Source organism: Streptomyces sp. NPDC043853 (genome assembly GCF_056436025.1).
The window spans coordinates 43684-64263 of record NZ_JBWKDJ010000001.1; the positions used below are offsets into that span (position 1 = coordinate 43684).

Below are 20580 nucleotides of genomic sequence, written 5' to 3' on the forward strand. Positions count from 1 at the left end.
TCCGCCGCGGCTCAGCCGCGGCGGACCAGCGGGAAGGGCAGGGTTTCGCGGATGGTCAGGCCCGTGAGGAACATGACGAGGCGGTCCACTCCGATGCCCAGGCCGCCGGTCGGGGGCATGGCGTATTCCAGGGCGTCCAGGAAGTCGTTGTCGAGTTCCATCGCCTCGGGGTCGCCGCCGGCCGCCAGCAGCGACTGGGCCGTGAGGCGGCGCCGCTGTTCCACCGGGTCGGTCAGTTCCGAGTAGGCGGTGCCCAGTTCGGTGCCGAAGGCGACGAGGTCCCAGCGTTCGGCGAGCCTGGGGTCCCTGCGGTGCTGGCGGGTCAGCGGGGAGACGTCGGTGGGGAAGTCCTTGTAGAAGGTGGGGAGCTGGGTCTTCTCCTCGACCAGCCGCTCGTACATCTCCAGCACCACGTCGCCCCGGGTGTCCTCCGGGATGTGCGGGACCCCGGCCCGGTCGCACAGGCGGCGCAGCACGTGCTCCTCGGTGTCCGCGTCGACCTCCTCGCCGAGGGCCTCGCTGACCGCCCCGTAGAGGGTCTTCACGGGCCAGGCGCCGGAGATGTCGTGCTCGGTCAGCCGGCCGTCGGGGCCTGCCTTGCGGGCGACCGGGGAGCCGAAGGCGGCGGTGGCGGCGCCCTGGATCAGCTCCCGCGTCAGGTCGAGCATCACGTCGTAGTCGGCGAACGCCTGGTACGCCTCCAGCATCGTGAACTCGGGGTTGTGCTTGTAGGAGACGCCCTCGTTGCGGAAGGTGCGGCCCATCTCGAAGACCTTCTCCATACCGCCGACGCACAGCCGCTTGAGGTACAGCTCGGGGGCGATGCGCAGGTACAGGTCCAGGTCGTAGGCGTTGATGTGGGTGCGGAACGGGCGGGCGTTGGCGCCGCCGTGGATCTGCTGGAGCATCGGTGTCTCGACCTCCAGGTAGCCGCGGTCCAGGAGTCCCTGGCGGAGCGCCTGCACCGCCGTGGACCGGGCCCGGACCACGTCGCGGGCCTCCGGGCTGGCGACCAGGTCGAGGTAGCGGCGGCGCACCCGGGCCTCCGGGTCGGCCAGACCCTTCCGCTTGTCCGGCAGCGGGCGCAGACACTTGCCGGTGAGCTGCCAGGAGGAGACGACCACGGACAGCTCGCCGTTCCGGCTGGTCCCGACCTCGCCGGTGGCCAGGACGTGGTCGCCGAAGTCGACCTGGGAGGTGAAGGAGGCCACGGCCGCCGGGCCGGACTCGTCCTGGGTGAACATCAGCTGGACGTCCCCGGACCAGTCCCGGAGCACGGCGAAGACCACGCCGCCCAGGTCGCGCACCACCATGACCCGGCCCGCGACGGTGGTCCGCTCGCCGGTCCGGGTGCCGGCCGGGTGGCCGGGGTGGGCCGCGCGCAGGGCGGCCGCGGTGTGGGTGCGCTGCGGGATGCCGACCGGGTAGGGGTCGGTGCCGGCCGCGATGAGCCGGTCGAGTTTGGCGTGCCGTACCCGGACCTGGTCGGGCAGCCGTTCGCCGGGGGCGCCCGGCTCCCCTTCGGCCGTGTCCAGGCCGAGGGCGGCGATGGGCGGCAGGCCTTCGGTGGTCGCGGGGGCGGTGACGCCCTTGGGGTGGCCCCTGCCCCACATCCCGCGCAGGCTCGGTACGGAGACGAAGCCCTCGGCGATGCCGGAGGCCAGCGAGACCCGGGCCAGTGAGCCGGCGTCCTGGTAGCAGAGGAAGCGCGGGTACCACTCCGGGCCGTACTTCACGTTGGAGCGGTACAGCGCCTCCAGCTGCCACCAGCGGGAGAAGAACAGCAGCAGCCTGCGCCACAGCCGGAGGACCGGGCCGGCGCCGATCCGGCCGCCCTCCTCGAAGACCGACCGGAACACGGCGAAGTTGAGGGAGATCCGGCGGACGCCCAGCCGGGGCGCGGCGGCGCAGAGCTCGGCGACCATGAACTCCATCACCCCGTTGGGGGCGGACCGGTCGCGGCGCATCAGGTCCAGGGAGATCCCGTCCCGGCCCCAGGGGACGAAGGAGAGCAGGGCGATCAGCCCGCCGTCCTCGTCCAGGGCCTCGACGAGCAGGCAGTCCCCGTCGGCGGGGTCCCCGAGCCGGTCCAGGGCCATGGAGAAGCCGCGTTCGGTCTCGGTGTCGCGCCAGTGGTCCGCGCGGTCGATGATCCGCCGCATCTCCTCGTCGGTGAGCGCGGTGTGGCGGCGGATGCGGACGGTGGCGCCGGTGCGCCGGACCCGGTTGACGGCCTGGCGGGTGACCCGCATGTCGCGGCCGTCGAGGTCGAAGCGGGCGACCTGGAGGATGGCCTCGTCGCCGAGCTGGAGCGCGCCGAGGCCGGACCGCGCGTACGCGGTGGCGCCCTCCTCGGAGGCGCCCATCACCGCAGGCTGCCAGCCGTACCGGCGGGCGACGGCCAGCCAGGCGTCGATGGCCGGACTCCAGGCGACCGGGTCGCCGACCGGGTCACCGCTGGCCAGGCAGACGCCCGCCTCCACGCGGTAGGTGACGGCCGCCTTGCCGTTGGGGGCGAAGACCACGGCCTTGTCGCGGCGGGTGGCGAAGTAGCCCAGGGAGTCGTTGCGTCCGTACGCGCCGAGCAGGGCCCGGATCCGGGGCTCCTCGTCGCCGTGCAGGGCGGCGGTCAGCCGCTGCGAACGGAAGAGGGTGGCGGCCGCGTTCAGCAGGGCGAGGGCGCCGAACAGGCCGAGCAGGAAGTAGAGCCAGCGGGGCGGGCGGCCGTCGAACTGGCGGGCGGAGAAGAGTCCGCCGAAGACCTGCTTGGCCGCCCAGTCCAGCCACTGGTCGCGCGGGAGGGTGCCGGGGAACAGGGCGACCAGGCCCCAGCCGAGGAGGACCGCGGCGAGCAGGCCGAGGCCGAGCACGAGCAGGGCCCGCCAGAGGGCCCCGGGGCGGGAGGCGGCGTAGAACTCCCGGCGGGCGAGGACGAGGACGGCCATCGCGGCGATGCCGATGACCCCGGAGGGGACGGATTCCACCAGGGGATATGCGCCGTCCAGCAGGATCAGCAGGTCGGTGAGGATCAGCAGGGCCAGATAGGTGATGACGATCCACCAGGCGACCTTCTTGCGGGTGCCGAGGGCGGCGGCGAGCAGGAACAGGAAGACGGCGTAGGCGAGGTTCGCGCTGACCGGCACCAGGGTGAGGTCGATGAACCGCACCAGCGGGCGGAGCAGGCGGCGCAGGGTCGGGGAGAGCGCCAGCAGGGCGCAGAGCAGGCCCAGTGCCCCGAAGAACGCGGCGAAGCCGTCGGGGACCCGGCCCGGGAAGGCGTTCCGGGTCCCGTGGGCCTCGTGGAGGGGAGCTGCGCTGACGCTCATGTCTCGCAGGGTAATTTTCGGGGCCCGGCCGCGCTTCCCGGAGGGCCGGTCCCCCGCCGGCCGTTAACGGCGGCCCCGGCGCGGGCCGGCCTCACCCGGAGGGCGTCCCCTAGCGGCCCATGGTCAGGCCCTGCTTGGCGGCGCCCCGGCTGAGGACGGCTTCCGTGATGGCCTCCTGGGCGGTCTCGTAGTCCGCGCGGTCCGGGTCCGCCGCCAGGCCCGCCGGGAGGTTGATCACGCGGCCGGCGTCGCGGTCCATCCACTGCGGGATGAACTCGGCACGGGTGACCTGCCAGCGCTGCCCCGCCGCGGTCGGCGGCTCGAAGCGGAAGCGGGCGAGGGAACCGTAGTTCCCTCGCGGGTCGAAATCGCCCGAGTGGTTGAACATGGTGCCGGCGACCTGGTCGCCCATGCCGTAGACGATCCAGGTCCCGTTGACCTTCTCGTACGCCTGCGGAATGTGCGCGTGGGTGCCGAGGATGAGGTCGACGTCCGGCCGGCCGCCGCTCGTGGAGGCGGTCAGGGCGCGGCCCAGGGCGAGCTGCTGCTCGTCCGGTTCGGTCTGCCATTCGGTGCCCCAGTGCAGGCTGACCAGGACCACGTCGGCGCCGGCCCGGCGGGCCGCGCGCGCGTCGGCGACGATCTTGTCCTGTTCCATCAGGCCGACCGCCCACGGCATGCCCTCCGGCATCGGGCTGCCGTTGGTGCCGAAGGTGTACGCGAGGTGCGCGACCCGTGCCCCGCCCGCCCGGTACACCGCTGCCGGGGCTGCCGCCTCGGCCGCGGTACGGGCCGAACCGGCGTGCTTCAGGCCGACCTTGTCGAACCGGTCCAGGGTGCGGCGCAGGCCGTCCGCGCCGTCGTCCAGTGTGTGGTTGGACGCGGTGGAGCAGCCGTCGTACCCGGTGTCCTTGAGGCCGTCGGCCACCTGTGGCGGGGAGACGAAGGCCGGGTAGCCGCTGAACGGGCCGTCCTCGTCGCCGTACACGGTCTCCATGTGGCACAGGGCCAGGTCGGCCTTGGCGACGGCCGGCTCGACCGAGGCGAACATCGGCGCGAAGTCGTAGCCGTCGCCGCCCGCGTCGGCCCGGGCACGGTTGATGACCGAGAGGTGCGGGAGGACGTCGCCGCTGGCGACCAGCGTGAAGCCCTGGGGCGTGGGGGTGCCCGGGGCGCCGGAGGGCATCGCGGGGCCGGATGGGCGGCGGGTGGAGTCGGGCGCGAGGCGGCCCGTGGCCGGGTCCCCGTCCGCGGAACAGCCGGCGGCGGCAGCCGCCAGCAGGAGCGCGGACAGGACGGCGGCGGCCCGCCGGGTGCACGTGGTCATCGGCCCAGCTCCCTCGTGTGCTGACACATCTGCCGGTATGACGATCCGATCATCTGAAATCCACAGAAGACGGCGCGCAAAGTCAAGGACCGGGGCCGCGGAGCGGGTGCGCCTCACCCTTCGGGCGGGGATCCGTCCCACCCGTCGGGCCGGCACGGCTCCCCGCCGGCCGGGGCCCGCCCCACCCGTTCGCCGAACCGTTCGACCGTTCGTCGTGGAAGGCTGCCGTCCACCGGGCCGCCCGGGTGGTTGGGCGCACCGGCCCCGCCCGGCGGTTCCCGGGCGGCTCCGCGCAGGTCAGGGTGGGCATGTCGAGCCGCACGGAACCCGGAAGGAGCCACCCGGTGACACCCTCTGCCACCGTCCGGCACACGGACGCCCAGTCCTTGACCGAACTCCAGCGCGAGCACGGCCGAGCCCTGTTCGGTTTCCTCCTCGGGCTCACCCAGGGGGACACCCAGCGCGCCGAGGACCTGGTCCAGGAAACCCTCGTCCGGGCCTGGCAGCATCCGGAAGCCCTGGAGAGCGGGCACGCGTCGATGCGGCCCTGGCTTTTCACCGTGGGCCGGCGGCTCGCCATCGACGCCCGCCGGGCGCGCCTGTCCCGGCCCCAGGAGATCGGCCAGGAGGATCTGGAGCAGGCACCGGCGCCGGTCGACGGGGTGACCGGGGCGGTCACCGCCCTCGACGTCCGGCGGGCCGTGGGAAGCCTGGGGCGGGAGCACCGCGAGGTGCTGGTGCAGGTCTACTTCCGGGACCGGTCCGTCGCCGAGGCCGCCCGCGAGCTGGGCATCCCCGCCGGCACCGTCAAGTCCCGTACGTACTACGCGCTGCGCGCCCTGCGGAAGGACCTCCAGGGGTACGGGCTCGGCGCCTGACGCCGGCCCCCGCCGGACCGGTCGGAACACCGGGCGAGCGATGCGGACCGGCCGTCACCTGTCCGCAAGGTGTCTCGAATCCATCGGAAACGGCACCGGAACGTTCAAGTTTGGTAAACAACCCCCGGTCCGGGAGCCGCTCCGGCAAGGCTCGACGCGTACGACGCACGGCACGACACCCGGGAGAAGGTGGAAACGGTGCAGCCCGAGGGGATGAACGGCACCAGTGACGGCGGGCTCGCGGTGCCCATGGCCTGGCTCTACGCGGAATACATCGCGGACGAGCTGCTGCGCACGGGCCGGCTGATCCCGGTCGGCACGCTGGAGTTCCGGGCCGGGCGGGACACCCTCGCCCTGACGATCTACCTCTCCGACGCGGCCGGCGAGCTCTCCGGCATCCGGGTGGTGTCCCAGCTCGACGAATGGCTCTCGCTGACCGCGTACGGGCACCCCTGGCGGGACTGGGTGCACACCAGGTTCCTCCAACTGGGCGAGGCGGCCCGGGAGGAGGGCCGCGGCGAGGACCCTGACCTGGAGCTGGCCCGGGCGGCCTGGCACTGGCTGGACCGCACGGAGCTGTTCGCCACCGACCTCGACCCGGCCCGGCCCGCGGAGTTCCCCGAGACCGGCGACCCGCCCGGCCTCGACGAGAACGAGCGGGTCTGGACCCCCGCCTGGCAACTCGGCCTCCCTCTCGGCCATTTGGCCATGCACCTCTTCTGAGGACGGGCGAGTTCACGTCGAAGTGCGGTACGTGACGCAGTGCCCGTTCCGGTGAACGGGCCGGGCTCGGATTCGGGTTCGGGTTCGGTGAGGATGCCTCGTGTGACCAGGCGTTTCGGCTTGGACCGGATGCCTTCGGTGTTCTTCGGGCGGATCGGCAGGTCGCGGGCCCGCATCGGCCGGCCGGCGTCGGTGAGGGCGGCGAGAGCGGTGAAGCGGGTGGGAGGAAGGGTTCAACAGCCGACCCCGCCGACGCGGCCGGGCGTCGGCGGGGTCGGCTTCGGGCGGGTCAGGCGGTCAGGCCGCCGTCGACGGTCCAGTCGCTGCCTGTGACGTAGCGGGCGGCCGGCGAGGCGAGGAACGAGACGGTCGCGGCGATGTCGTCGGGGGTCGCGTAGTAGCCGAGGGCGGTTCGGGGGGTGACGACGTCGGCGAATTCGCCGTCGGCGGGGTTCATGTCGGTATCGACGGGGCCGGGCAGGACGTTGTTGACGGTGATGCCGCGCGGGCCGAGGTCCCGGGCCAGGCCGCGGGTGAGCCCGGACACGGCGGCCTTGGAGGCCGAGTAGAGCGAAAGACCCGGGAAGGGCGATATATCTCCGTTGACGCTGCCGATGTTGATGACCCGGGAGCCCGTGGTGAAGTGGGGTTCGGCGGCCTTGACGGCGGCGAAGATCGCCCGGACGTTCACCGAGAACATCTCGTCGAAGTCGTCGAGGGTCAGATCGGACAGCGGCGCAAAGCGGCCGACCCCGGCGTTGTTGACGAGGATGTCGAGAGAGCCGAAGGTCTCGACGGTGGCCGTCACGGCCGCTTGCAGGGAAGTGGCGTCGGAGCTGTCGGCCGGTAACGCGACGACCCGCGGGCCGAGCTCACCGGCGAGCTCCTCCGCCTTCTCCTTCGAGGAGTTGTAGGTGAAGGCGACGGCAGCACCGTCTGCCGCCAGCTGACGGACGATCGCCGCTCCGATTCCCCGAGAACCACCGGTGACCAAGGCCGTCTTCCCCGCGAGCTGCTGAGTCATGATCTGCTCCTCCATCAAACCGAACCGTTCTGCCATGCGTTCAGCGGGGCACAACCCCAGCCACGTGCAGCGTTATTCCGTGGGCACGGAAGAACATCGATCAGAGACGGGGGCCTTGGCGGGCCGCCCCCACCCGACGCCCACCTCCGCACGGGGCCGGCCGACTCCGCCACGGTCCACTCCATCAGTCGACGACAAAGCGATCAGACACTCACAAACCGCACTCTCGGATCGCGTTCATCGGTGCACGGTTCCGGCCGGGAGGCAACCCCGGCCCGGTTCCCGCCATCCTCCGGGAGCGAAGGCAGGCGACGGCCGACCACCGCCGCCGCCCGACACAACCCGAACCGAGGAAGACCACCTTGATACGTGTCACACACGTGGTGACCGCGGCCACGGCGGTGCTCGCCCTTGCCTCGGCGGCACCCGCCCCGGCATTCGCGCAGCCCTCCCCCGCGCCCGCCGGCCGGCCGGACGCCGCCGGACCGACACCGGCGACCGGCGCCACCACAGACCTCCCGCCGGGCTGGCGGATCACCGGCACGGGGGCCGGACGCCGCCTGCAGTGGACCGCCGACCGCCGCGTCCCCATGGGTGACGCCCGGGTCGAGTTCCGCTCCGGGGACCAGCTGCTCGGCCTCCCCACGGCCGGACCCGACGGCCGGACCTTCACCCTCGACGCCGCCGGACTGCGCATCGGCCCCGGAAACGACCTGCGGGTGCTGGCCGGCGGCCGTCGCCTCGACGCCGCCGCTCCCACCCCGGACCCGGCCGGCTCCGAGCAGTTCCGGCCGGACGCCCCGTCCGAGGCCCCGCCCGCGGCCGGCCCCGTCGACCCCGGGCTGCCGGGACGGCACCGCACCGTCAGCGGCGAGTACACCCTGCCGTCGGTGAAACTCCCCGGCCTCGCCGCCCCGGTGGAGATGCGCGGCACCGTCGTCGGCCCCGCCGACGCCCCCGCCGGACGTCCGCTGGTGCTCTTCCTGCACGGCCGCCACAGCACCTGCTTCAACACCAGGGGCGAGACCAGCGGGGACTGGCCGTGCAAGAGCGGCTGGCAGCCGATCCCCAGCCAGAACGGCTACCTGCAGGCCCAGAAACTGCTCGCCTCGCAGGGCTACGTCACCGTGTCCGTCGCCGCCAACGGCATCAACGGTCAGGACGGCGGCCTGGAGGACGCCGGCGCGCAGGCCCGCTCCTCACTGGTGCGCCGTCACCTCGCCCAGTGGGCGAACTGGGCGGGGAACCCGGCCTCGGCCCCCGCGGCCGTCAAGGCCACCGCCCGCGCGGACCTGTCCAAGGTCATGCTCGTCGGCCACTCGCGCGGCGGTGAGGGGGTCAACCGGGCCGCCATGGACAGCCTGTACCGGCCCCCGGCCGACCAGGACGGCCAAGTGGGCCCGGTGAACTGGAACATCCGCGGCAACGTGCTCATCGGCCCGACCCTCTTCGGCCAGAACCCGGTTCCCGACGTACCCTCCACCACCCTCCTGCCGGGCTGCGACGGGGACGTCTCCGACCTCCAGGGCCAGCAGTTCCTCGACGCCGCCCGCGGGACCGGCAACGGCACCGCCCTGCACAGCGCCGTCTACGTGGTCGGCGCCAACCACAACTACTTCAACACCGAGTGGACCCCCGGCCAGGCCAAGGCCCCGGCGGACGACGACTTCTGGCCCGGGGAGACCCCCGACCCGCTCTGCTCGCCCGGCAAGGGCACCCGGCTGACGGCCGCGCAGCAGCAGACCGCGGGCGCCGCGTACATCGCCGCCTCCGCGCGACTGTTCGTCGCCGGTGACGACGCGGTCCGTCCGCTGCTCGACGGAACCGGCAGGCGCGTTCCGTCCGCCGGCCCGGCGAAGGTGCTCACCCACGCCGTCGGCGGCCACCGCACCCCGCTGGTCCTGCCCGGCCCGTCCGTGGCCGTCACCGGCGGGCGGCTCTGCGCCCAGGTCGACACGGACCCCAAGCGGGCCTGTCTGCCTGCCGACACCGCCGGTTCCTCCCCGCACTTCGCCCGCTGGGAAGTCTCCAGCGAGCCGGGCCGGGACGCCGTCGCCCTGCGCTGGACGGCGCCCGGCGCGCCCGTGACCGTACGGCCGGCCGAGCCGGTGTCCCTGGCCGGGTCCAAGGAGCTCGCGCTGCGCCTGATCGTGCCGCCGAACAGCACCGGCACCCAGCTGGACGTGGCCCTCACCGATGGCTCCGGGCGCCGCGCGGTGCTCGGCCGGACCACCGTCGACGGGCTGCCGGGAACCGCCCGGACCGCCTCCTACTGGGCCCGTGAACTGCGGCTTCCGCTGGCCGCGGCCACCCGTGCCGGGCTGGACCTGAAGACGGTCCGGAGCCTGGAGCTGATCCCGCGCAGCCGCTCCGGACGGGCCTGGCTGGTGGACGCCTGGGGCTGGAGCCCCGGCACCCCGGCCGCGCGGGCCGCCGCGCTCCCGCGCGTGGACGTCGGCCGCCTGGTGGTGGCCGAGGGCGACTCCGGCTCCCGTACGTACCGGGTGCCGGTGAAGGTGTCCGGCAAGGGCAGCGGGCAGGTGCGGGTGTTCGTCCGGGCGGCGGACGGGGAGGGGAAGACCACCTCCAAGGTCGTCACCGTACGGCCGGGCGACCGGACCGTCGACGTGCCCTTCACCGTGCACGGCAACACCCGCTACGGCTGGGACAGCACCCAGGACGTGGTCGTGAAGTCCGCGGGCGGCGCCCTGGTCGGGTCCCACTCGGGCGGGGTGACCGCCCGCAACGACGACCCGATGCCCACGGTGAAGGCCGTCCCGGTCGCCGCGTCGGTCACCGAGGGCCGCGCGCTGACCTGGCGGGTCACCCTGTCGCAGGTCGCGGACGCCGACGTCCAGGGCCAGTTCCAGCTGCTGCCCGTCCCGAAGGGACCGGAACTGTCCACCGCGGACGTGGACCCGGGGTGGCTCAAGGAGTGGTTCGGCGCCGTTCCCAGCCCGGCCCGGCCGCTGTCCGCGGTGGCCGCCGAACAGCCCCTGGGGGCGACCGTCCCCGCGGGCAGCCTCGGCGTGGAGGTGTCGGTGCCCACCGTCGCCGACCGGGTGCGCGAGCCCGTGGAGCAGCTGCGGGCCCGTCTGGTCACCTACGACGCCGACTGGCAGCCGGTCCGCGGCCCGCTGCTGACGGGCACCGTCAAGGACGCCTCCTAGACCGGAGGGTTCGCCGTCCGGGGCCCCTGGTGACGGGCCCCGGCGGCCACCCGAGCCCCCGTACGTGACCCGCAGACTGCAAACGTCCAGCGCGTACTTCCTCGAGGAGTTCGCCGTCTTCTGCTGCCTCACCCGCCGCGACCTGCCCGTCATGGTCTACCCCGGACAGTTCAGCACGCTCGCCGAAATCGCGGCCGGGCACCACCTCCGGGCCCCAGCGAACTCCGCGACCTGGCCCTCGTCTCCCTTCGCGTCCAGGGCCGGTAGCAGCCCCCTCGACGGGACCTCAGGACGAGGAGTCCTTGGGGTCGGCCACCAGGTTGCTGAAGTCGGCTTCGTTGCGCTCGGCACGGCGCACGTACCAGCGGGCGATCAGCCACATCAGGGGGTACACGGCCACCCCGAGGGCCGCCCACACCAGGCCGCCGGACCCGCCTCCGGGCAGCGCGAGCAGCAGCGGCAGGGTGCCGACCATCAGGGCCAGCGCCGCCAGCGCGCCGAGCGCGGCACGCAGCTGGCTCCGCATCAGCGCCCGTACGTAGGTGGCGCCCAGGGTGGTCTGCTCGGAGATCTCCGAGCGGGCCGGCGCATGGGCGGGCGGCCGGCGGCGGGCCGCCCTGGGCACCCCGGTGACCACTTCCCGGCGCGGTGCCGCCCCGGGCCGCTGTTCCTCCGCCATGCCGAGGAAGTGTACGGGCGTGCCGGGCTATTTGAGCAGCCGGGAGAGGCGGCGGTCGGCGAGCGGTTTGCCGCCGGTCTGGCAGGTGGGGCAGTACTGGAGCGCCGAGTCGGCGAAGGACACCTCGCGGATCGTGTCCCCGCAGACCGGGCAGGGCTCGCCGGCCCGGCCGTGGACCCGCATCCCGGTCTTCTTCTCGGCCTTCAGCCGCCCCGCGGCCAGGCCGCGCGAGCGTTCGACGGCGTCCCGGAGGGTGTCCTGCACGGCCTCGTGGAGGCCTGTGATCTGGTCCTCGTCGAGGGCGGAGGCGAGTTTGAACGGGGAGAGCCGGGCCGCGTGCAGGACCTCGTCGCTGTAGGCGTTGCCGATGCCGGCGATGACGCTCTGGTCGCGGAGCACCCCCTTGACCTGGCGGTGTTCGCCGCGCAGGAGTGCGGCGAAGGCGTCCCGGTCGAAGCCTGCGGCGAGGGGGTCGGGCCCGAGGCGGGCGATGCCGGGCACCTCCTGCGGGTCGTGGACGACGTACACGGCCAGCCGCTTCTGGGTGCCCGCCTCGGTGAGGTCGAAGCCCGAGCCGTCGTCGAGGACGACCCGCAGGGCGAGCGGGCTCTTCCCGCCGGGCCTGGGCGGGCGGTCCGGCGTCTCGTCCCGCCAGTGCAGCCAGCCGGCCCGGGCCAGGTGGGTGACCAGGTACAGGTCCCCGATGCGGAGGGCGAGGAACTTGCCGTGCCGGGTGACGGGACCCGCCGTGCCGCCTTCCAGGGCGCCGAGCGGCGGGTCGTAGGTCTTGAGCACGCTGATGGCCAGGGGGAGCACCTTGACGACCTGCCGGCCGGTGAGGTGCTCGCCGAGGAAGTCCTTGAGGGCCTCCACCTCGGGCAGCTCGGGCATGCCACCAGCCTGCCGCCGCCCGGCACGGACCGCCATCGGGGGCCCGGGGCCGGTCCGGCAGGCCCCGTGCATGCCGGACCCCGCCGGTGCATGCCGGGCCCCGCCGGTGCACGGCCGGTGCACCCCAGGCCCGGTGCACGCCAAGGCACGGCTCAGGTCATGGCTCAGGTCATGGCTCAGGTCATGGCTCAGGTCATGGCGAACTCGCACCAGACGCACTTGCCGCCACCGCGCGGCTCGACGCCCCATACGTCCGCCAGCCGGTCCACCAGCATCAGTCCGCGGCCCGAGACTCCCGACTCCCCCGCCTCGCGACGGCGGGGCAGGGCGCTCGAACGGTCCTCGACCTCCACCCGGAGCCGCCGCTCGGGCCCGGTCAGCACCCGGAGGGTGACGATCGCCGGGCCGTCCGTGTGCATCAGGGCGTTGACGATCAGCTCGTCGGCCACCAGCTCGATCTCGTCGGCCCGCTCGCGCGCGCCCCAGGCCCGTACCGCCGCGCCGATCATGTGTCGGGCCGAGACCAGTGCCTCGGGATCGTTCTGGGCGACGTGCTGCTGGAGGCGTCCGCCGCCCTGCTCGGACTCCGGGATCTCGCGGCGCAGCAGCAACAGCGCCATGTCGTCGTCCCCGCCGCGCTCGTCGACGAGCTCGCACAGCCGGTCCGCCAGCCTCCGCAGGTCCCCCGGCAGGCTCTGGACCGTGCGGACCAGGAAGCGGACGCCGTCGTCGAGGTCGGCGCCGGGCTGTTCGACCAGGCCGTCGGTGCACAGCAGAAGCGTTTCCCCGGGGTCGAGCTCCACCGTGGTCACCGGGTATTCCAGACGGCCGAACTCGGACGACAGGCCCAGGGGCATGCCGCCCTCCACCGGAAGCCGCCGGCAGTCCCCGTCGCGGGTGCGGACCAGCGGGTCGATGTGCCCGGCCCGGACCAGCTGCAGCACCCCGGTGTCGAGGTCGGCCTCGGCGTACGTGCAGGTCGCGAAGCGGTCCGTGTCGAGCTCGTGCAGGAAGGCCGAGGCCCGCGCCATCACGGTGGCCGGGGAGTGCCCCTCGGTGGCGTACGCGCGGAGCACGATGCGCAGCTGCCCCATGACCGCGGAGGCGTGCGTGTCGTGGCCCTGGACGTCGCCGATGACCGCGCCGACCCGCCCGCCGGGCAGCGGGATCACGTCGTACCAGTCCCCGCCGATGTCCCGGCCCATCCGGGCGGAGCGGTAGCGGACCTCGATCTGCGCGCCCGGCACCTTGGGGATCCGGCGCGGCAGCATGGCCTGCTGCAGCCCCTCCGCGATGTCGTGCTCCTGCTCCAGCAGCATGGCGCGCTGCAGGCTCTGCGCGATGCTGCTGCCCAGGGCGACGAGCAGGTTCCGCTCCTCCTGGGTGAAGCCGTCCTTGTCCTGGTAGAGGAGTCCGATGGCGCCGATGGGGCGGGCCTGGGCGATCAGCGGCAGGTAGGCGGCCGCCGAGATCTCCATGTGGGTGATCTTCGACCAGAGGTAGGGGTAGCCGTCGGCGAACTCCTGCGGGGAGTGGATGAACTTCGGCTGGAGCGAGCGGACCACCTCGCTCATCGGGTATTCCTCGTCGATCCGGGTGAACCGGGTGCCGGGGACGAAGCTGCCCTGCGGGCCCTCGGCGACCAGGTGGATCCGTCCGGCCTCGACCAGCCCCATGACCATGCCCATGGAACCGAGCCGCTCCAGGCCGTGGGCGTCGCTCAGCGCGTCGATGACGTCCTGCACGGTGCGGGCGTGGGCCAGGGCGGCGGTGGTCGCCTCGACGACGGAGGTCTGGCGGCGGCGCTCCTCGTCCAGCCCGAGGCGTTCGGCGGAGTGGTTCAGCTCCTCCGTGGCGTCCCGGACTATGCCGATGATGCGGTACGGGCGGCCCTCGGCGTCGCGCAGCACCCGGCCCTGGGTGTGGGTCCAGCGCAGCTCCCCGTCCCGGCAGCGGATCCGGAAGTACGCGCCGTAGCTCTCGGCGCCGCTCTTGAGCGCGCTGGACACCAGCGCGTCCAGCCGTACCGACTCGGCCGGCGGGACCCGCGGGGCGAGCGACTCCGGCCGACCGTCGTAGTCCTCGGCGGCCGTGTCGAAGACGTCCAGTGCCGGGGCGTCCATGTGCATGGACCCGGTGACCAGGTCCCAGTCGAAGCTGCCCATCCTGTTCAGCGCGAGGGACCGGTCCGGGTGTGCGGGCCAGTCGTCCGGCAGAGATACGGTGGGCTGCACCGGTCCACCATGACACACGGGCGGTTCAGGCGCTCCCCAGCTGCGCTCCCTGGTCCGCCTGCTGCGCCTGGTCCGCGGTGAGGCCCTCGTCCGGGACCGCGTACGGGTCCTGTTGCTGCTGTTCCTGTTGCTGCTGTTCCTGTTGCTGCCACTGCTCCAGCTGTTCCTGCGGGAGCTGGTCGTCCGGCACGAACTGCTGGTCCGACGGGCCCTGGTCCTGCGGCTGGAACTGCGGGTCGAGCTGGTCGGGCAGGACCTGCTCGTCCGGCTGCGGGGCCGGCTGATCGAGCTGGTCGAGCTGGTCCGGCTGGAGCTGCTGGTCCTCGGGCAGCGCCTGGCCCTGCTGGTTCTCCGGCGCGTTCGGGTCCTGGGCGAGGTCCCCGCCGGCACCGTCCCCGCCGGCGGAGCCCTGCAGCCACGGGTCACCGCCGGCCGCTCCCTGCAGCCACGGATCCCCGCCGGCCGCTCCCTGCAGCCACGGGTCGCCGCCGGCCGCCCCCTGCTGCTGCTCCTGCGGGCGGGCGGGCCGCATGTTCGGCGGGGGCAGCGGCCCGGGGTCGATCGGCCGGGTCTGCCCGCCCGGCGGCATCGGCACGGACGCGGTGCAGTCCGGCTCGCCCGGGGTGCAGGACTCCGCCTGTGGGGTCCCGGCCGGGGCGGGCGCCGCGGCATGGGCCGGAATGCCGTCCTGCGGGCTGTACGGGGGCATCACCTGCGGGGGCCGGTCCTGGGCCCCGTCGTCGCCGGTGCGCCGCTCGATCCAGGTGTTGTCGGTGAGGTTCGCGATCACCAGCTTGTCGAGGGCGTGCGCGGTGGGCTCGATGACGACGACCTGGTTGGGGTGGTAGCCGGACCACGGCCGTCCCTGCGGCGCCGGTGCGCCCTTGGCGGCGCGCGGCGATGCGAGGGGGTTGCCGCAGGAGCAGCGGACCCGGGGCATCCCGTGGGCGTCCACCAGCACGGCGGTGCCGGCCTGCAGCACGGACTGGAAGGGGTGGGAGGTGCCGTCGCGGAAACCGTGGCTGGTCACCCGGGTGTCGGCGCGCAGCACGACGGGGGTGAGGGAGCGCAGGTACTCCGGAATCCGGTCCGTTTCGATGCCGGTGGCCTCGGCGAAGGCCTTGGCCTTGCCCTTGGACTTCTCGTCGGTGAGCGCCCTGACCTGCTGTTCGATGTCGCAGCTGCCCAGCCGCGGGGTGCCGCCGTACAGGCCCGGCGTGGCGCCGCCGATGGTACGGATGCCCTGGCCGGTCGGATTGGGGACCGGCGGCTGCAGCGGGGCGGACTCGCCGGTGGCGGTGGACTGGGTGAACGGGTCGGGCTCGGCGGCGCCGACCGGCTGCAGGAAGAGTTCCTGGCTCTCGGCGGGCGGGGCCGGGCTCTCGTCCGAGGCGCTGCAGCCCGCGGCGAGGAGGCCGAGCAGCGCGAGGAGGGCGGCGCCGGCCGGCGCGTGGCGGCGCGGCGCCTGACGAGGTGTCGGTCCGTGCACCTGGTTCGGCACGTGTTTCGGCACGTGGTTCGGCCTCACGTGGTTCTTCCTTTCCCCGGATACCCCTCCTGTCTGACGTATGCCCGGGGGTGTCGCAAGCGGGGTCCGCCGCCCGTTGCTCCCACCCCGCCGTACTTGCCCCGACCGGCCGAAACCCGGGGCGTCCGGCGGGCTGCGGCGGGGCCGCCGTCCGCCGGACACCCCCCTGGGGTTCCGCCGGGTCGTGCCGTGCGGCCCGGGCCGGGCCGATACTGGAGGTGATGGACTGGTTCACGTCGCCCGGGTACTGGCTGGGCCGGCTGGTCTTCCAGCGGGCCCTGGCCGGGCTCTACCTCGTCGCCTTCGTCGCGGCGGCGCTGCAGTTCCGGGCGCTGATCGGCTCCCGTGGGATGCTGCCGGTGCCCGACTACGTGCGGTACGTGCCGTTCCGCCGGGCGCCCAGCCTGTTCCAATGGCGCTATTCCGACCGGCTCTTCGCGTCCTGTGCGTGGGGCGGGGCGCTGCTGGCGGCCGCGCTCGCGGCGGGCGCGGGTGACGCGGTGCCGCTGGGCTGTGCGATGGCGATGTGGGCGGTGCTGTGGCTGCTCTACCTGTCGGTCGTGAACGTCGGGCAGACCTGGTACGCCTTCGGCTGGGAGTCGCTACTGCTGGAGACGGGTTTCCTGGCGGTGTTCCTGGGGAACGCGGAGGTCGGCCCGCCGGTGCTGGTGCTGTTCCTGCTGCGCTGGCTGGTGTTCCGGGTGGAGTTCGGCGCGGGTCTGATCAAGATGCGCGGGGACGCCTGCTGGCGGCAGCTGACCTGCCTCTACCACCACCACGAGACCCAGCCCATGCCGGGACCGCTGAGCTGGTTCTTCCATCATCTTCCCAAGCCGCTGCACAAGGTGGAGTGCGCGGCGAACCACGTGACCCAACTCGGGGTACCGGTGCTGCTGTTCACTCCGCAGCCGGTGGCCTCGGTGGCGGCCGGGTTGATCATCGCCACCCAGCTGTGGCTGGTGGTGTCGGGTAATTTCGCCTGGCTGAACTGGATCACCATCACGATCACCGTGTCCGCGGTGGACTTCACCGGGCTCACCGGTCCGCCGCCGGCCGCGGCGTACCGGTCCCCGCCGGTCTGGTTCGCGGTCCTGGTGTGCGCGGCGACCGTGCTGGTGCTCGTCCTGAGCCGGCATCCGGTACGGAACATGTTGTCCCGTCGCCAGGTGATGAACCGGTCCTTCGACTCGCTGCACCTGGTGAACACGTACGGGGCGTTCGGCACGGTGGGCCGGATAAGGGACGAGGTGGTGGTGGAGGGCACCGGGGACCATGTGCCGCGCGAGGACGGGGACTGGCGGGAGTACGGGTTCAGGGGCAAGCCGGGGGACGTGCGCCGGATGCCGCGCCAGTTCGCGCCGTACCATCTGCGGCTGGACTGGCTGATGTGGTTCGCGGCGCTCTCCCCCGGCTATGCCCGCGACTGGTTCGGGCCGTTCGTGGAACGGCTGCTGGTGGGCGATCGGGACACGCTGCGGCTGCTCCGGCACAACCCGTTCCCGGACGCCCCGCCGGTGTTCGTACGGGCCCGGCTGTACCGGTACCGGTTCACCACCTGGCGGGAGCTGCGCGAGACGGGTGCGTGGTGGCACCGCCGGCTGGTGCGGGAGTACCTGCCGCCCACCCGCCTCGCGGTTCGGGTGCCGGAGGCGTCGGGACCGGCTCCGTCGCGGTCGCCTTCGGCCGGACCGCCGTCGGGGTCCGGCGAGGAGTGAGTCCGCCCGCTCGCGGTCCAGGCCGGAGCGGGGCCGGTCGGCCCGGCCGGGGACAGCAGGGCACGGTGTACCCGCGGGCGAGTCCGGCCGCCGCCGCGTCCAGGGTCCACCGGGCCGGATCGCGTACGTCGACGTACTGGATCGGCAACTCGTGCGGGTCCGGGGGCGAGCACGGGGCCTCCCACCGCCATCCGGGTGAGCCACCGGAGGGAGCCGGATGAGTGTCGGCCACCAGGTCCCAGGTGTCGGGTGCCGGGTGCCGGGTCCCGGGTGCCGGTTGTCGGGTCCCGGGTGCCGGTTGTCGGGTGCCGGGTGTCGGGTGTCGGGTCCGGCGAGGGCCGTCGGGCGTCGGGCCGTCGGGGGCGGTGCGGTCCCCGTGGCCGCCGGTGCGGCGCGCCCGCGGGCACGCGTCGCCCCCGTGGCCGGGTGGCCCGGGGGCGGCGGTCGTGGTCCTGCCGGGAGCGGCAGGGGGCGGTCAGTCGATGCCGGGCAGGATGTGCGGCTCCGCCAGGTCGTCCTCGTACCCGGCCAGCCGGATCGGCGCGGAGCGGGCCCACACTTCCAGGCTGCCGAGCTCGTCGGAGCGGGTGTGCCGTTCCGGGCCCTCTGCCAGGCCCTGCTCGTGCTTCTTCTTCAGATCTCGTGTCACCGCGCACTCCTTCGTGTCGCGAAACCCGGCGGGCGTACCGCACCGGGCAGGGAGAAGAGGGCAATCCGGTCGCGGTGGCGCCGTCGTTCTGGATACGGAGCGTGGCCCGGGTGGGGCCGTCCGTGTGCCTCAGCGTACACATTTGAGCGGGGTTCCGCTCAACGGGAAAGTAAAATCCGGTCTGGACTGCTTGTCTTCTCCAGGAGTTCAGCACCTCGTACGTCGGCGTGTCGACCGAAGCTGGTCTGCTCGGGGAGCAGTTGCGATCGGTTGTGCCCGGACGACGGAAGGAACGCGTGGTGATGGAGGCCGGCGGAATCCGCGGTGTCGAGGAGCTGATGGAGCTGCTGCACGCGTGCCGGGGAGCCTGGGACACGCCCGATCGCAGCGGGGATCCGGTGGATCTGCACGATCACGGGCTACAGACGGCGGCCCTGCTCCGGCGCTCCCATCCGTACGACAAGGAGCTCCAGGTGGCGGGCCTGGTACACGATCTCGGCCACCTGCTCCGTCCGGGTGATGACTCCGGTCACGCGCAGGCCGGTGCCGCGGCGGTCCGGCCGCTGCTCGGGGACCGGGTGGCGCGCCTGGTGGAGCTGCACGTGCCGGCGAAGCGGTACCTGGCGACGGTGGAGCCGGGGCGTCCGCTGTCCGCGCAGAGCGCGCTGACGATGCGGGCGCAGGGCGGGCTGATGGGCGCGGCCGAACTGCGGGCGTTCGTCTCGGACCCGGAGGCGGAGGCCGCGGTCATCCTGCGGCAGGCCGACGACGCCGGGAAGGTCGTCGGCCTGGACGCGGGGGTGATGGAGGACTGGCGCGAGGTGCTGCAGCTGGTCGCCGACCGCGCCCGCACCCGGCGCGCCCGCGCCGGGGTCTACCAGCCGGCCGGGGAGTAGTCCTTCAGGAAGACGCCGTACAGGTCCTCGCCGGCCTCGCCGCGGACGACGGGGTCGTAGACCCGGGCCGCGCCGTCGACCAGGTCGAGGGGAGCGTGGAAGCCCTCCTCGGCCAGCCGCAGCTTGTCGAAGTGCGGGCGCTCGTCGGTGATCCAGCCGGTGTCGACCGAGGTCATGAGGATCCGGTCGGTCTGGAACATCTCCTGGCCGCTGGTCCGCGTCACCATGTTCATCGCGGCCTTGGCGGCATTGGTGTTCGGGTGCCCCGCGCCCTTGTAGCCGCGGCCGAACACGCCCTCCATCGCGGAGACGTTGACCACGTACGCGCGCCCGCTGGACGCCCGCCGGGCCGCCTCGGCCATGACCGGCCGGAGCTTGCTGATCAGGATGAACGGCGAGGTGTAGTTGCACAGCTGGGTTTCGAGCAGCTCCACCGGGGAGATCTGGTCGATGGTCTGCACCCAGGTGTTGGTGTCGACCACGTCCGGCAGCAGGCCGCCCGCGTCGATGGCGGTGCCGGCGAGGTGCCGTTCGAGGCTGGCGTTGCCCGCGACCAGGGCGAGATCGGCGACCTTCTGCGCCTCGAGTCCGCTCACGCCGACGGGCAGCGCGGCCAGGCCGTCGACGGCACCGGAGTTGAAGGCGCCGATCACGTGGTGGGCGGGGAGCTCGCCGGCCGGCAGCGGGGCCCCCTCCCCCTCGACCAGCGCGGCGTACGCGGTGGGCAGGCGCCGCACGGTCTGCGTCGCGTTGTTGATGAGGATGTCCAGCGGACCGGCCTCGGTCACCTGGTCGGCGAGCGCCACGGCCTGGGCCGGGTCGCGCAGGTCGATTCCGACGACCTCCAGGCGGTGCATCCAGTCCGCGGAGTCCTCCATCGCCTTGAAGCGGCGGATGGCGTCCTTGGGGAAGCGGGTGGTGATCGTGGTGTGGGCGCCGTCGCGGAGCAGCCGCAGCGCGATGTACATGCCGATCTTGGCGCGGCCGCCGGTGAGCAGCGCGCGCTTGCCGGTGAGGTCCGCGCGGGCCTCTCGCCTGGCGCGGTTCTCGGCGGCGCAGTCCTGGCAGAGCTGGTGGTAGAAGTAGTCGACCTCGACGTACCGCGTCTTGCAGACGTAGCAGGAGCGCGGGCGCTGGAGTATGCCGGCGATCCGGCCGGCCTCCGTGACCGAGGAGGGCAGGATGCCCTCGGTCTCGTCGTCGATGCGCTGCGCGGAGCCGGTGGCGGTGGCCTCGGTGACGGCCTTGTCGTTGGCGGTCTTGGCGGCGCGACGCTCCTGGCGGCGGCGCTGCTTGACCGTCCGGTAGATGCCCGCGGTGGCCCGGCGGACGGTGATCGCGTCGGGGTGGTCGACGTCGATCTTGTCGAGTTCGTCGAGCACGCTGAGGCAGACCGCCAGCCGCTCGGGGTCGATGCCCGGCCCGTATGCCTGGTTGTCTTCGGTCTCGGTCACCGTCATGGCCGCTGCCGTTCCTCGATCACTCGTGTCCTGCGGACGCACCCGAAAGGGGGGCCTCAAAAGGGGAACTGTACGGATCG

General features: G+C 73.3%; 14 protein-coding genes. 5 read left to right on the top strand and 9 right to left on the bottom strand.

Translation table 11 applies throughout. The features are described from left to right. Positions 1 to 11 precede the first annotated feature (11 nt). Together lysX and AC067U_RS00220 are read right to left on the bottom strand one after the other, a co-directional pair. On the bottom strand, positions 12 to 3326 hold the full coding sequence (lysX, locus tag AC067U_RS00215) for a bifunctional lysylphosphatidylglycerol synthetase/lysine--tRNA ligase LysX (RefSeq protein ID WP_478827344.1): 3315 nt from the start codon (positions 3324 to 3326) through the stop codon (positions 12 to 14). 109 nt (positions 3327 to 3435) lie between these two features. Further along, the gene (locus AC067U_RS00220) at positions 3436 to 4653 is read right to left on the bottom strand and encodes a CapA family protein (protein WP_478827345.1); all 1218 of its coding nucleotides are present in this window, start codon (positions 4651 to 4653) and stop codon (positions 3436 to 3438) included. 308 nt (positions 4654 to 4961) lie between these two features. On the opposite strand from AC067U_RS00220, the gene AC067U_RS00225 reads away from it, so the two are divergent. Both AC067U_RS00225 and AC067U_RS00230 read left to right on the top strand, forming a co-directional pair. Then, the gene (locus AC067U_RS00225) at positions 4962 to 5531 is read left to right on the top strand and encodes a sigma-70 family RNA polymerase sigma factor (RefSeq protein WP_478827346.1); all 570 of its coding nucleotides are present in this window, start codon (positions 4962 to 4964) and stop codon (positions 5529 to 5531) included. A 213-nt stretch (positions 5532 to 5744) separates the two neighbouring features. Further along, a complete protein-coding gene (locus AC067U_RS00230) occupies positions 5745 to 6254 on the top strand; it encodes a hypothetical protein (RefSeq protein WP_478828240.1) in 510 nt (169 codons plus the stop codon). Positions 6255 to 6543: 289 nt separating this feature from the next. Here AC067U_RS00230 and AC067U_RS00235 read toward each other — a convergent pair whose 3' ends face one another. Continuing rightward, positions 6544 to 7278 (bottom strand): SDR family NAD(P)-dependent oxidoreductase, encoded by a 735-nt coding sequence (locus AC067U_RS00235; protein ID WP_478827347.1) that lies wholly within the window; start codon positions 7276 to 7278, stop codon positions 6544 to 6546. A 362-nt stretch (positions 7279 to 7640) separates the two neighbouring features. On the opposite strand from AC067U_RS00235, the gene AC067U_RS00240 reads away from it, so the two are divergent. Beyond that, positions 7641 to 10448: an alpha/beta hydrolase gene (locus AC067U_RS00240; RefSeq protein ID WP_478827348.1), complete on the top strand. Its 2808-nt coding sequence runs from the start codon at positions 7641 to 7643 to the stop codon at positions 10446 to 10448. Positions 10449 to 10734: 286 nt separating this feature from the next. On the opposite strand, the gene AC067U_RS00245 is transcribed toward AC067U_RS00240, so the two are convergent. The 4 genes from AC067U_RS00245 to AC067U_RS00260 form a co-directional block, all read right to left on the bottom strand. Beyond that, positions 10735 to 11127 (bottom strand): hypothetical protein, encoded by a 393-nt coding sequence (locus AC067U_RS00245; protein WP_478827349.1) that lies wholly within the window; start codon positions 11125 to 11127, stop codon positions 10735 to 10737. Between the two features lie 27 nt (positions 11128 to 11154). After that, positions 11155 to 12018, bottom strand: coding sequence for an Fpg/Nei family DNA glycosylase (locus AC067U_RS00250; protein ID WP_478827350.1), 864 nt, complete (start codon positions 12016 to 12018; stop codon positions 11155 to 11157). 188 nt (positions 12019 to 12206) lie between these two features. Continuing rightward, complete coding sequence (locus AC067U_RS00255; protein ID WP_478827351.1) at positions 12207 to 14270, bottom strand: SpoIIE family protein phosphatase; 2064 nt, start codon at positions 14268 to 14270, stop codon at positions 12207 to 12209. A gap of 7 nt (positions 14271 to 14277) precedes the next feature. Further along, entirely contained in the window at positions 14278 to 15780 is a 1503-nt protein-coding gene (locus AC067U_RS00260) for a DUF6777 domain-containing protein (RefSeq protein WP_478827352.1), read from the bottom strand. A 221-nt stretch (positions 15781 to 16001) separates the two neighbouring features. On the opposite strand from AC067U_RS00260, the gene AC067U_RS00265 reads away from it, so the two are divergent. Further along, a complete protein-coding gene (locus AC067U_RS00265) occupies positions 16002 to 17495 on the top strand; it encodes a lipase maturation factor family protein (protein ID WP_478827353.1) in 1494 nt (497 codons plus the stop codon). Positions 17496 to 17970: 475 nt separating this feature from the next. Here AC067U_RS00265 and AC067U_RS00270 read toward each other — a convergent pair whose 3' ends face one another. Further along, positions 17971 to 18144: a hypothetical protein gene (locus AC067U_RS00270; RefSeq protein WP_478827354.1), complete on the bottom strand. Its 174-nt coding sequence runs from the start codon at positions 18142 to 18144 to the stop codon at positions 17971 to 17973. 302 nt (positions 18145 to 18446) lie between these two features. On the opposite strand from AC067U_RS00270, the gene AC067U_RS00275 reads away from it, so the two are divergent. Continuing rightward, a complete protein-coding gene (locus tag AC067U_RS00275) occupies positions 18447 to 19040 on the top strand; it encodes an HD domain-containing protein (protein WP_478827355.1) in 594 nt (197 codons plus the stop codon). On the opposite strand, the gene AC067U_RS00280 is transcribed toward AC067U_RS00275, so the two are convergent. Continuing rightward, entirely contained in the window at positions 19019 to 20500 is a 1482-nt protein-coding gene (locus AC067U_RS00280) for an SDR family NAD(P)-dependent oxidoreductase (RefSeq protein ID WP_478827356.1), read from the bottom strand. The genes AC067U_RS00275 and AC067U_RS00280 overlap by 22 nt on opposite strands. Between the last annotated feature and the right edge of the window lie 80 nt (positions 20501 to 20580).